We start from the raw sequence: 13,465 nt of genomic DNA on the forward strand, positions 1-13,465 counted from the left end.
CACTTTATATCCCTCCGAAGACGAAAAAACTTCAGATGAAGAAATTCTATTTTGAGAATATTTTTCTCAGAAGTGTTCAGATCATTCGCATTAAGAATAAAGATGAATATCAATGGATTCATGACAAAAAATATACTAATCTTCTTCTCACAAAAGAGGAAATGTATATCAATGACTTTAACAGCAGGAAAATAGCATCATATAAAGTTGATCAGCTTAACGGAGTACAGTTGACAAAATATCTGTACCCGAAAGACGGAGACTATCGCGAAATAGATTACTCTAGATCCAGAAATCCTTATCTTGAAAAAGAGAAATTTATCAGCTATCTCAATGAGGTTTTAGCAGAAAACAACAGTTCTCTCAACCCAGCGTATTATTTGGAATTTTTACCATTTTTTCCTTCGGGAGAAGATCCTGAATTTGAAACGGTACGTTACTTTTCTTTTTACGAAAATAAAGAGATCACCCTACAGCAGGCATTTTTTGAAAGAGAGTTTGATAAGAATATTTATACTGAACATCAGCTTCGGAGAACAGATCATTTTAAACGTCTGGAAATGATCAAAAGAACCTATTTTATTAACGGCAAATCTTCATTTTCGCCTGAAGAAAGCCTGAATATTCCTGTAGAAATACACAATCTCATAGAAGAGAAAAATGGTTTCAAAAAGTGGGAAATCAAAACTATTAAAGACAATACATTACATACCAAAGAAGTATTGGTTACCAATGCAGAAGGGCAGCGTTTCTTCTATCAGGAAGTTGACCCTTTCAGTAAAAAGGTTCTTGTGACGTATAAATTTGCAGATTTTTCAACATTGGGCGGTTCTTCTTCAACCGATATGAAATACGATTCTGAAGGGGTGCTCATTACTGAAGGTGTTACTTTATATGACTACTGGGATAGTGAGTTCTACAGTATAGAAGCTATGCATCAGGATGGTTTTTTTGAGTCGGAATATGGAAAATATTTCAAGTCTGCCTCTCCTGAAATTCCGGTTAATATGCCAGTCATTAAAACTGTATATAAAAATCATCTGGATGAAATTATTCCTGAAAACGAAGCAAAACAACAGTATGAATATTCGGAAGAAACCTATCAAAACGGCCATCTTTTAAAACGAATTTCTTATAAAGCCCATTCACATAAAGATTTAAAGAACGATGAGTATCATATAAAAAGTGCTACTTATTACGATGATCTTGAAAACCTACCGGATCTGGAGAATTTTGTAGATAATTCTGATGAAATTTATTACAACAAAAGAACCGCGAACAATTATATTCTCTATGATTTTATTACCAGAAATTATTGGGATGAGAAAAAAGCTGAATTTTGGGGGAATGTGGTCTACGACAATTTTTACAGAGTAGTCTCTAAAGTAGTATATGATGCCCAATCCAAAAAATTGATTTCAGGGATAAAGAAACTTTATATGAATGTAACTCCTCTTCTGGGTCAGAAATATATAACAATTAATTTCAACAATACAGGAGAAGTGGAAAGCTACATTGACAACCGTTTTACTTTTCCTGAGTATTATACCAAAGAAAATTTCGAAAATAAAAATGAAGAAAAAGGACCTGTGTCTCAAGAGTATTATAAGGATTTAAAAAATATCATTCCTAATAATCCTGCCTTTCCTTTTGCAGATTTTAACAGTCGTACAATCTTTTATGCCACTGAACCTGGAAAAGAAAGTCAAATCACAGGATTGATGGTAGATTCTAAAATTAAAATAGCCGCAGAGGAATATATCGTAATACATTTCCTGGATTCCGAAACCGTTCTGGAGGATTATATAAAAATGATTCCTACATCCGATCTTTACTTTTATAATATTGAAAATACGGGAAACACCATTGAAACAGATTTTTTCGGAATGAAAATTCATGCCCATTTTTCAATTGATCTGACTTCCAGAACTATAGTGTGTCAAATTATAAATTCAGTAGAGAAGGATGTAAGTTTTAGAAAAGAACATTCTAATGAAGCTACGAATGTCTACTTTTTTTACGTTGGCGAAAAGAAAATTTTCGTAACCTTTTATTCAGAACTGCTGATAGGCCTCCTGTTAAAAGCATAAAGTTTTGTTAAAAAATTCACTTTCAAGGGATAATTTATTTCCTGTAGATCATTTTTTGTTATTTTAGCCACCAAGAATGAATCTATGCTAATTGAGGACGAGTTTAAGACCATATATTTAAACTATAGAATCAAGGAAACTGTTCCTTTTCTTAAGACGCTCACACCAAAAGATAAAAAAGAAGTTCTTGCTCTTTTAAAAATATATATTAATAGAGAATGGGGGCACAATAATATCTCTGTGTTGGCTGCTTTAGCCTGTTGCAAAAGCAAAACCGAATATGATAAACTAAGTCCCGGATATTATTCAATGCCGGTGGACCTCATCGATGACCTTTTTGAGTTTTATGTTCCTGATTGGTTGGGAGAAAGCCATTTATTTTTAAGAAATTTTAACTATTTGAAAGTTTTGGAATGGGAGCAGAAAGGCTACCTTGATCTGAATGACGATATAAGTGCCTCATTACTTTCATCTTCAGGAAGTTTCGAAAGCTCATTAGAAGAAATTTTATTCACTTATCCTGTTACCTTAGATTCGCATATCTGGCTCATGTTTGAATATGAATCTGATATTACTTCTCATTACAAAGGCAGAAACTGGAAAGAGGTCTTGAAAGCCCTTGCTCAGGACCAGAAAATTGATCGCTCCAAACTTCTCAGATCCAGTCTTAAAGCTCTTAATTTTAATTTTTCAAAGGACCATAATACCTGGTTTTTAGAGCTTTTTGCTTACCTTGAACCTAGCGGTAAAGAAATTTTAGAACTCCAGGAGGAGCTGTTTATGATTTTTCATTCAACACAGCATTCCCTATTCCCCGGAACATTAAAAATAATTAACCAAGTCATCACAGACAAAGCATTTAAAACAGAAGAGTTTTTACATGCAGGATCTTCCCTGATCACACTTCCTACCAAAAATATTGTCAGTGCATTGCTTCTTACTGTAGAAAAAATAGCCAAAGATAATAACAGATATAATGAAGAGAGCTGTCTTCTTGTGATACCTGTTTTTCTGAATAAAGATAAAACACTGCAAACGAAAGCTGCAAAAATCATTGCTAAATATGGAAACCCTGAATCCGAAAAAATACAACAAGAATTAACACTTTATAAAGAATCTCTTCTTTCAGACGCCCAAACATTACTGGAGAAATTTCTTACCGGAAAAGTAAAGATTGAAAGTAAAGAAACCCATGGCTATGAGACCGTTTCATGGCATTTGTCGGAACCTGTTCTATCCATTGAGACCATTGATGATTTTATCTTCTTTGCACCACAGGTTTTCAGTAACAATGAAGTTTGCCATTTTGAACAGTTTTTAGAAGCTTTGTTAAAATTTAATGGTGAATTTCAGGAAGAACATTTCAATCAGCTGGAGCCGGCTTTCAAAGCGGCACTTAAGGTAAAAGGAGCATCAGGTCTGCGTCACCTGCTGGCTGCATTTTTTGTCAATTATGGAATATTGAAACAAAAGAGAAAATCTCAGATTCTGTTAGACGCACAGCTAGAGTTCCATACCCTTGAAAATTGGGTTGAAGAGAAGACTCCTTTTGTTTTTAAAGCATATCACCAGCTTCTTTCAGGTGTTTTTGAACTACTTAAAGAAAATAAAAAACTTCCTCTTCTCTGCGTACCTGATCATACCCCTTGCTGGATTAGTGTTCATCATCTGGTTAATAACTTGAGAATCTATCAGCTGCATGACGAACTGCCAATACCTTTTGACTTGCAGATCGCGGTTCTTCGTGTAAAAAAAGAAAATCCTGATCAGGAAGAAAATTATGCAAAAGAACAGTTAAATGAAAAATATTTTGAATTTCTGAAGCCTGTTTTCGATGGGAATTATTTCAGAGACCGCTATGACCATGTATACCTGGATGGCAGCTTCAACCAGGAGTTCAGTTACCGGAAAATTTATAAATGGAATAATACAGAAGAAGTCCCACAGCTCTTGGTTTCTATTGATAGCCGGAAAGAACTTTCGGAAAAAGCTTCCTTCTTAGACCATTTATTCAACTCTTATCATGCTTTGTATGATGACGATTTGATCCCTGTTTTATACACTTCTCCTTATTTTTCCGGCACTATTGTAGGCAGGAAATATAATGAAAGTCTATCCAATTCCGTTTATCAGTATGATATCAAAAAGAATATAGAACTTCTGGATGCGTGGATGAGACTTCATCTTCCTTTTCAGCCTGTTCATTATTTACTACTGTCTGCGGGACTATTTAGTAAGGATAAAATATTTTGTGGTATAGCTTTTGAAGTCCTAGTAAACAAGGCGGTTTCCGAGGATTTTGAGGTACAGGAACTAGGAATTCTGATCGGTAAAAAGATCAGTTTTGAGTGGGCTCCTGTTAAAAGACTTACAGACGGATTATATGGTCTTATTAATTTGAGTACCAGCCATAATCTGGCTTTCGAGAAACTGCTGACAGCCATTCTTTCAGCAATAGAAAAGCCGGTTTTTAATCTTAAAAAGCTATTAGAGCTTTATTATGAACTGCTTAGCAAGAATCAGACGTTACCCGATGAAACGGTTTCCGGTCTGCTTAAAGAATGGAAAAAAGAGAATAACCTGAAAAAAATTATATATCAAATTAAAAGCACATGAAAGAAAGACTTTATGAGATCCTTAATGAGGAGCAAGTACATGAGATTATCCCTTTTCTAAAACAACTTAGTGTAGAAGAAAGAAAAACATTGGTGCCATCCATAAAGAAAATGGACCGCGAAATCAGTAAAATTGTGATGACTAAAAATTCCTATCATACGGTAGGTTCTGCCAGTCAGCATTCTATCATTGATATTGCATCATTTGTTTGTATGGACAAAAAGAATTTCGGTAAAAATTACTGGAGCCTCTTCCGGAATGCCGAACAGACAGAGCAGATTTTGGAGTGGGGGTGTCCAGATTGGTTTTCGGACTTTATCAATGAATCTGTAGAAGCCGAGTTTACAGCCTTCAATTATCATGACATCCTGGGATGGACAAAAAAAGGATATGTAGAACCCAGACCGGAGCTGCTTGGGCATCACCTGAGCAATTATCCATCAGATTTGGATCAGTATCCGGAAACACTTACAACCCACTTTTGGTATTTATGTGAATACCCATCCAAATCTTTACCATTCCGTAAAGAGTGGTTCCCCCTGGTTCAAAAGTTGGTAGCAGAACAGAAAATTGAAAGAAAACGATTTTTACGAGAATGTTTGCTGGCTTCCAACAGAAACTTTAACAAAAATGTGACGGGCTGGTTTATGGATGCGTTTACTACCTTAAAGCCTACAGAAGCAGAACTACTGGAGCTTCAGAATGAATTGCTTGCCGGATTGGCATCGGTACAGTCAAAAGCGGTCAATACCATTTTGACGCACCTGAAGAAAATAGCAGGAGCGGACATTAAAACCGAAGAACTTTCCCATTACCTTCCAAACTTGCTGAGTTCAGAAGTGAAAACCGTAGTGATCTCCGGCTTATCGCTAACGGAAAAAATCTTTCAGAGAAAAAGACTCGATCCGGAAATGTTGGGAATGGCTTTAAGTACTGCATTTGTAAGCAAAGATGATGGCATACAGACGAAAGCAGCAAAGATTATTCTGAAATATATCCCGCCTTCTGAAAACATAAAAGAAGCGTTATCACATTATTCGGACAATATCCTGACCAATGTACGTCCTCTTCTGGAAAAATATATAGAAGATAAACAACAGGAGCTGGAAGATTTAGCCTCTGAAAAACTCTCTCTTACTACGGAAGAAAATAAAGTCAAAGTACTTGAAAACTTTGAAGATCTGATGTTCTTTCTTCCTTTGGCAATGGAAGACCCTTATAGCCACCATTGTGATATCGCTTTAGATGGATTTATACGTTTTGCCAACGAAGTAGATGCTGAATCTGTAAAACTCATAGAGCCCGTATTCCTGAAAGCATGCAAAACAATTGCAAAATGGGAAGTTCCATATTTGAATGTTTTATTGTGTAATCTGATTATCAATTACGGACTGAGCTTATTGGAAAAATATCCCATTCAGCTTAAAAACCTAGAAAAAATATATCAGAAAACCAGTGAAGAGGAAGCTGGAAGAGAGGCCAATTCAAATTATCAGAAGAAACTGGGCCCTATGGAAAAAGTAGGCGCCGAATCTCCTGCAATGAAAGCTTTTAAGGAAATTGCCATATTTATACATCAAAAGATAAAACTGGGAGACAGCATTCCATTGCTGTTTACAATCACGCATTCACCGTGCTGGATTTCTCCCGTGGCTTTGGTGGAAAAATTTGAGATCTATCAGAATAAAAATATAGAACCCCATCACCTGGATGTTCAGCTGGCATTGCAGCGCTGTGCCTTAGACAATACCTCGGAAGCAATAAAATTAGTTGAGGAAAAATTAAAAGGTGAGTACAGAGAGCTACTGCTTTTCTTCTTTGGCAAAGATATCCGTCCGAAAGGAAAATTTGAACACCCTTCATGGTGGATGACAGCCGGGATTACGCGTTCACCGGAAACTGTATTTAGTGAATTCAGCAATTTTGGATATGATAATATTCCTGAAGAATTCCTTATTGGAAACTACAGCTGGAAAACTATTGACAACAAGAAAAACTCATATTATCCGGTTGAGCTGAATATTGTTATCCCAAAATATCATCTTGAAAAAAGAAAAGAACCTTTATTTCTGGAATATTTTGTTGCAGGTCAGAAAGAACTTTCTGAAACTCCTGCATTAATGTGGTGTTTTCCGAATACTCCGGCAAATGCATTGGCGAAAGTGATTAAACACTGTCTTTTCTATTCCGGGATTGCTGAGGTCTATGAAAGAAACCTTGTTTTGAATACTTCACAAGCTCTTTATCAGATCAAAAAACCTCTGGATAAAATAGGAAATCTGTTTTTAGGAACAATCTTCCTTGACGGGGATAAAACAATCCGTGGAACGGCTGCCGAAATCTGGCTGGAACACGTTTCTCATCAAATGATGGACAATGCAGAACTGGGAAGAGTAATCGGACTTCACGAAAAACTGGAATGGGCACCTGTTAAAAGATTAACAGACCTTATGCAGCATCATATGCTGAATGTCAGTAAAAATCATAATATAGCATTGGAAGAACTTATTTCCAATATACTGCTTCAAATGGGAGAACCTGTTACCAACCTGAAAAAACTCCTTGAAGTGTATCACGAAGTATTGGCTTTAAATCAGTCGGAAGCCCATATAAACTTAATAGAAAAATTAAACGACTGGAAAGAAAACTCGAGCCTGAAAAAAATCTGCAATCTTCTTCTAAAAAAATAATTTATGGAAGATACGCTTATTTACAACTATTCCAGGTCATCCTCTTTGGCAAAAAAAGATGATCTGGAAGAACTGTTTCTTGCTAAATACAGTGAGATACACAAAAACACGGATGTTCCCTGCTTTTTTTGGGGAAATGTTGGCCAGCCGTTTATTCTGGCCAGATGTCTGATTACACTTTCTAATATTGTGAAGTCCAGTTTTAATCTGTCACCGTTTCAGATATCACTCCTCAAAGATCCTATTGTCACTGCGGGAAATGAAAGACTGCGCTTTGAGGGATTTTCACATTGTGCGGGAGTTTATGCAAGGGTGGATGTATTACCTGATGGTCTGGATGGTGAATTTTTAGAAAACGGAACTACCAATGTGGACTTTAATCAACCCATGATAACCGCTTTGGGAAGTATCCGTCCCAATGAGAGAATTATGCTTTCTGTGGGAGAAAAAGAAGTCGGTTTATACAAAGAAGAGAAAAAAGTAATAGAAAGAAAAGTTCCGTTACCTGTAAAATGGATCAAAGGTCTTGGAACCGTACAGATTTATTTATCTCAATCTGAAAAACGACATAGCTTCAACAAAATTCAGACTCAGCAGTTGTTCCGGGGAATGCCGAAAGGAGTAGTGAAATCAGACTATTATCTTATCGTAAGAGGAAATAAACCTATGTTTTCTCCTGTAAAATCAGCAGATGCTGTATGCATTGGCGGTCTTCACAGGCTTCGCCTTCTGGAACCTTTACTTCCTTATATAGACTCTATGCAGATCTTTTCGCATTCTAATATGCAGTCTACGACCTGGCAGCTTTATATGGGGAATATAAAATTCAGTTTTTCTTTATCAAGAGAAAGCTGGAGAGGATTTTCGGGAGAGGGGGCAGTTTTGGATAGCCTTATTTCTGATATTTCAGATCAGTGGATTGATGCTTTGGATAAATATGCATATGCCAATCAGTCATTCAGTACAACTGCATTGGCTCTGGAAGAAAACCTAAGCCTTACAGCCACTGATAATCTTACAGGAAGACTTGCAGCCATGGGACTATTAGGATATGACCTTGATGATCAGGAATTTTTCTACCGGAGATTGCCTTTTAAGCTTAGCCGTATTCTGGAAATGAATCCCCGTATGAAAAATGCAGAGAAGCTGATACACGAAGGAAAAGTAGAAATATTAAATAGTAACAAAGAAAGAACAGAAGCCAGAGTAGGAGGAACCGGTGTACATCATACCGTAATCATTGATGATGAAAAAGAACGGTGTACATGCGAATGGTTCAGCAAATATCAGGGGGAAAGAGGCCCTTGTAAGCATATGCTGGCTGTAAAAAAACTGGTTAATATTTAACAACAGTTTTTTTTAAAGATATTCATAATGCTTTATTTTCTGGCCACGAATGTTAAATGAAAAGATTCGTGGCTGAAAACAAGCTTATAGGATAATAAGATTTTATTATTTTTTTTGAGCTAACCAATCCTCATAAGAAAGTACACCCAATTCTGGTTGACCGTCTCCTTCAAGAATTGAAATAAATTCCAGCTGATTACCATCCGGATCGTTGAAATAGATAGCCAAAGCGGGCATCCATGAAAATACCATCGGCTCTATACTTCCGTTTTTCAGGAAATTATAAGGCTTTAAATCCTTTTTTTCTAAAAACTCTACAGAATAATTTAAAATATCTTCCTTACTGCTTGAAAAAGCAAAATGTCTTGGCTGAAGATTCTCCTTTTGCTCCCATAGTCCCAGCATAAACTCTTTCCCTTCTCCAACCCATAAAAAGGCAATAGGACGGGTCTCATCTCTATGAGCTAATTTTAGGCCCAATACCTCTGTATAAAACTGAATAGCATTTTCCAAATCACTTACCTGAACGTGTGTTTCATATAATCCTTTAATCATAGTTCTGATTTTAATAAGAACAAAGCTAGAAAACGAATCCTTAAAAGATAGAGATTCGTGATCTCTTTATATGAAATGAATGATAGAAGGTTTTTATAATTGATAATTGAAAGTGAAAAATTCTAAATTTAGAATGATAGTCATTCCTTAGAGGTGGGTTATACTCCGCTTTAATATATATTGCCTCATTTATCCGGCTTTTCCAAAATTAAAATAGAATCATTCTCTTTTTAAAATCTGCATAATCAGGACAATCCGGAAGATAATTGAAATTAAATCCGGAAAAATTTTAAATATTAAGGTTCTACGCAGAAACATTGCGTAAGACAACGTTTATTTTGCATCAGAAATCAGAGAGGAAGTATCAATCCTTCCGATGTTTAACAGAAAAACAGTAACCATGAAATTTAATTTTTTAAAAAGAGAAAATAAAGTAGTGCTAAACTACGAAGGTGAAAAAGCGTACGCAATGACACCTGCCGAAGAATTATATAGTGCTGTTGTTACAACAGGGCTGTCAAATACCACCTATGAAAAAGGAAATGACAGATTGGAAAGAATCCAGTCTCTGATTAAGAAAAATGATCCTGAATTCGTGGCAAGATTGGCGGTATATGCAAGAAGAGATATGTATCTGCGTACTATTCCGTTGGTTTTGACGACAGAATTGGCTAAGCATACTTCAGGAACTGATCTGGTGAGCAGAACTGTGGATGGTGTTGTTCAGAGAGCTGATGAAATTACAGAGCTGCTGGCTTATTACCAACTTGCCAATGAAAGAACACAAACTAAAAAGCTGAACAGATTGTCAAAGCAAATTCAGAAAGGTCTGGTGAAGTCATTCAATAAATTTGATGAATACCAGTTTGCAAAATACAACCGAAAAGCAGATGTAACATTGAAAGATGCCTTGTTTCTGGTTCATCCAAAAGCTAAAGATGAAAACCAGCAGGAAATTTTCAATAAAATTGTGAATGGTAATTTACAGACGCCTTATACCTGGGAGGTTGAACTTTCAAATTTAGGTCAGGCAAAATTTTTCGACGATACAGAAAGAAAGCGGGCATTTAAAAACAAATGGGAAGAGCTTATCTTCAGCAACAAAATGGGCTATATGGCCACTTTGAGAAACCTTAGAAATATTTTGGAAGCTGGGGTATCACCTGATGCGATGGAAAAAATATGCGGTTATTTATCAGATGAGAGAGCGGTAATGAACTCAAAACAGCTGCCTTTCAGATTTCTGGCAGCATACAGAGAATTGAAAAAAATAGATTCTCCTTACACTTCTTCACTTCTGGAGGCATTGGAAAGTGCCGTTGTGATAAGTGCCGGAAATATCAAAGGTTTTGGTTTTGATACGTCAGTAGTGATTGCTGCCGATGTATCCGGCTCTATGCAGCAGCCGGTTTCACCTAAAAGTAAGATCTTACTTTATGATATTGGTTTACTGATGTCTATGATTTTACAGTCTCATTGTAAAAATGTGGTGACAGGTATGTTTGGTGACCGTTGGCTGAGAACTCCAATGCCTAAAAGAGGTATTCTGAGAAACGTGGATGACCTGTACAAGAGTGAGGGCAAAGTAGGATATTCCACCAATGGCTATCTGGTAATAGAAGACCTGATCAAAAGAAAAGAAAATGTAGATAAAGTAATGCTCTTCACAGATACCCAGATGTGGAATAGTACCGGAACCGGAAATTCTTTTGAAGCTTCATGGAGCAGATACAAGACAATTGCTCCCAATGCAAAACTGTATATTTTTGACCTGGCAGGCTATGGAAAACAGCCGCTTGATATCAGAAAAAATGATGTATACCTTATTGCAGGCTGGTCAGAAAAAATTTTTGATGTACTGAATGCTTTGGAAGATCAGAAATCTGCCGTAGAAATGATAAAAAATGTAGTGCTGTAAAAGGCACTGCTTTTAAAATAAACAATTTATTAAGGAGCTTAATCCCGCCTTCCACTCTATCTTTTTCTCCAATGCTTCTTACAGAGCCAGCTTAGAAAAAGGATGCCGTTACAATCGGGGCTAAGGAAATTTAAAGTATTTATTATGATAACACTTATTAATACTATTGAAGTCAGTCCACTTATCTATGCTAAAGAAGAATATGAGCTTCCTTCAATCGCCGATTATCCGGATCCTGAAAAATGGTATATGAAATGGGAAGAATTAGCTTCTAAGCTAAATTTTAACTTTAAACCTATTGAACAAGGATCTTATCTGGTGGATAAAGAAACCATTGATGATGAAAACTTAAAGATGATTTTAGAATCTAAACTGGATAAGATAGATTTTGATGATCCTGAAGAAGTTGATTTTGTAATGGCCTTTGATGGGGGAGTGGTACTGAAGGAAGATGATCAGATACCTATTCAACCCAATTGTTGTGGAGATATGTCTGATATTCAGAACTGGCAGGATATTTTTGAAAATCATACTTCCGCCTGGACTATGTTATGGATTGGGCATCAATGGGTTTTATATAAAAGAGAAAACGGAAAAATAAGTTTTTCAGAGTATACAGAATCAGGTATGGATGATCTTGGAGATATAAAAATTGTTGCAGAAGTAGATGAATGCGAACTCAAAACTGAGTTGGAAAAAGTAATACAGCATCAAATCAATTTTAAGAACAGAATATTATCCATTTTAAAAATGATGAATTATAAATTTCCGGAGAAAGTTTCTAAGCAATTAGCCGGAATTGGAAAGTGACATAGGAAATGGAGGCGTTAAGAAAATAAGCTATGCGAACGTTAAGAAAATTCTATTGTTTGAAGCGCGATACAGAAAGTGAATCGAAGAAGTAACATTACATTCGCGCAAGTTTTAGAATTTTTAGAGAGGATAGGTTATTTTTAGCCGTAGTTTCCAAGTCTTGAACTTTTGGTTCTTTTGCTTCAAGGCAAAACGAACAAAATTTAAATAAAAAAATAAACTACGTAAAAAGATCGCGTACATACAGTGTAATTTTGCAGTGTTAATATTACTGGTGCCGTTAGAAAGACATCCTTCGATTCCAAACTGACAGAGTCTTTCACCAGATTGCCCGGTAACGAACCAATGCCGTTGATAAGAGTTTCATCGTCAACTTCCAATTGAACATCAATTACTCTTATCATTAATTTGCTTGGTTTTTTAATAAAAAATCACTGCGTAAAAAGAATGCGTACATGAAATATAAATTTGCAAAAGATAAAACTAATAGTCATGAATAACTATAAAAAGCAAGTGTCGTAAAACAGAGTTACTTCGTATGTAGAGGCGGCAATATGGGTTTGAGTCCTGTCCTGTTATGGTAGTGTAAAAATGATAACACTCCGCCAGCAAGTCTCTGTTTGATATAATTATCTTGCCTTATCAAGTGTCGTTTTAGAATCATACTTCGAAATTTTAATCATTGGGTCGCAGGTTCGAATCCTGCCTTTTCCCTCGAAAAGGAGAAGTAGCTCAGCTGGTAGAGCAAATGCACCGAAGATTCAGAAAATATTACCTTGATTTAAAAAAACAAAACAAGTGCCGTAGAATCAGTGTTACTTCGCGACGGTGTCACGGGTTCGAGCCCCGTCTCTTCCACAACAAAAACACACAATCTATATAGGAAGAGTAGCTCAGTTGGTTAGAGCACGACATCACTTTTTGCTTTTGCCTTGTTTTTATGCAGTCAAAAGCCGGAAGTGGGAAGCTGGAAGATATCTTTGTATCATAATTTTCTATAAAGTCAGAATTTTTCAGGCTTTAATTTCTTCCTTCTTCCCACCTCCGGTTTCATACTGAAACGGATGATGAATTTTTATAAAAATGCTGGTAAACTACTTATCAGCATTTTTTATGGTATTTTCAAGCTCTTCCTCAAACATCGTTTTCCATTTTGAAAGGGTAGTTCTGCTTATTTTATATTTTCTGGACATATAGCTGGTAGAATGACTATGTTTCTTCTGATACTGAAGAAGTTTGAGCATAGTTTTCTTATCATAGGTCTTAAGCTTTTGATTTTCTCTGGAATGCTTGAAAAGTCTGTCATTGAACTTAAGGACATCTTCTGTAGTGTAAAGCTTTTCAAGAAGTTCTTTAATCTTTGGATCTTTCAGCTTCTCAGGATGTTCCAGCCTGAGCATATCCTGATAAATTTTTTTGTAATTGGGGCGCATCTT

General features: G+C 36.0%; 8 protein-coding genes. 6 read left to right on the forward strand and 2 right to left on the reverse strand.

Going from position 1 to position 13,465, the window contains the following annotated elements:
- Positions 1-35 precede the first annotated feature (35 nt).
- The 4 genes from LF887_RS03745 (at position 36) to LF887_RS03760 (ending at position 8,743) form a co-directional block, all read left to right on the forward strand.
- Positions 36-2,090 (forward strand): hypothetical protein, encoded by a 2,055-nt coding sequence (locus LF887_RS03745; RefSeq protein WP_236857473.1) that lies wholly within the window; start codon positions 36-38, stop codon positions 2,088-2,090.
- Positions 2,091-2,174: 84 nt separating this feature from the next.
- Positions 2,175-4,706, forward strand: coding sequence for a DUF6493 family protein (locus tag LF887_RS03750; RefSeq protein ID WP_236857474.1), 2,532 nt, complete (start codon positions 2,175-2,177; stop codon positions 4,704-4,706).
- Positions 4,703-7,396 (forward strand): DUF6493 family protein, encoded by a 2,694-nt coding sequence (locus LF887_RS03755; protein WP_236857475.1) that lies wholly within the window; start codon positions 4,703-4,705, stop codon positions 7,394-7,396. Before LF887_RS03750 ends, LF887_RS03755 begins: the two co-directional genes overlap by 4 nt.
- 3 nt (positions 7,397-7,399) lie before the next feature.
- Complete coding sequence (locus LF887_RS03760; protein WP_236857476.1) at positions 7,400-8,743, forward strand: SWIM zinc finger family protein; 1,344 nt, start codon at positions 7,400-7,402, stop codon at positions 8,741-8,743.
- A gap of 105 nt (positions 8,744-8,848) precedes the next feature.
- On the opposite strand, the gene LF887_RS03765 is transcribed toward LF887_RS03760, so the two are convergent.
- Positions 8,849-9,298, reverse strand: coding sequence for a VOC family protein (locus LF887_RS03765; protein ID WP_236857477.1), 450 nt, complete (start codon positions 9,296-9,298; stop codon positions 8,849-8,851).
- A gap of 400 nt (positions 9,299-9,698) precedes the next feature.
- Here LF887_RS03765 and LF887_RS03770 point away from each other — a divergent pair, with 400 nt between their 5' ends.
- On the forward strand, positions 9,699-11,216 hold the full coding sequence (locus LF887_RS03770) for a TROVE domain-containing protein (RefSeq protein ID WP_236857478.1): 1,518 nt from the start codon (positions 9,699-9,701) through the stop codon (positions 11,214-11,216).
- 144 nt (positions 11,217-11,360) lie between these two features.
- Positions 11,361-12,026: a hypothetical protein gene (locus LF887_RS03775; protein WP_236857479.1), complete on the forward strand. Its 666-nt coding sequence runs from the start codon at positions 11,361-11,363 to the stop codon at positions 12,024-12,026.
- Positions 12,027-13,123: 1,097 nt separating this feature from the next.
- On the opposite strand, the gene LF887_RS03780 is transcribed toward LF887_RS03775, so the two are convergent.
- On the reverse strand, positions 13,124-13,462 hold the full coding sequence (locus tag LF887_RS03780; protein WP_236857480.1) for a helix-turn-helix domain-containing protein: 339 nt from the start codon (positions 13,460-13,462) through the stop codon (positions 13,124-13,126).
- Positions 13,463-13,465: the final 3 nt, after the last annotated feature.

The organism is Chryseobacterium sp. MEBOG06 (assembly GCF_021869765.1).
GTDB lineage: Bacteria > Bacteroidota > Bacteroidia > Flavobacteriales > Weeksellaceae > Chryseobacterium.

What these genes read in the sequence shown, in the direction of transcription:
- LF887_RS03745 (WP_236857473.1), top strand. Translation starts at nt 36, where the DNA reads ATGAAGAAATTCTATTTTGAGAATATTTTTCTCAGAAGTGTTCAGATC.
- LF887_RS03750 (WP_236857474.1), top strand. Translation starts at nt 2,175, where the DNA reads ATGCTAATTGAGGACGAGTTTAAGACCATATATTTAAACTATAGAATC.
- LF887_RS03755 (WP_236857475.1), top strand. Translation starts at nt 4,703, where the DNA reads ATGAAAGAAAGACTTTATGAGATCCTTAATGAGGAGCAAGTACATGAG.
- LF887_RS03760 (WP_236857476.1), top strand. Translation starts at nt 7,400, where the DNA reads ATGGAAGATACGCTTATTTACAACTATTCCAGGTCATCCTCTTTGGCA.
- LF887_RS03765 (WP_236857477.1), bottom strand. Translation starts at nt 9,298, where the DNA reads ATGATTAAAGGATTATATGAAACACACGTTCAGGTAAGTGATTTGGAA.
- LF887_RS03770 (WP_236857478.1), top strand. Translation starts at nt 9,699, where the DNA reads ATGAAATTTAATTTTTTAAAAAGAGAAAATAAAGTAGTGCTAAACTAC.
- LF887_RS03775 (WP_236857479.1), top strand. Translation starts at nt 11,361, where the DNA reads ATGATAACACTTATTAATACTATTGAAGTCAGTCCACTTATCTATGCT.
- LF887_RS03780 (WP_236857480.1), bottom strand. Translation starts at nt 13,462, where the DNA reads ATGCGCCCCAATTACAAAAAAATTTATCAGGATATGCTCAGGCTGGAA.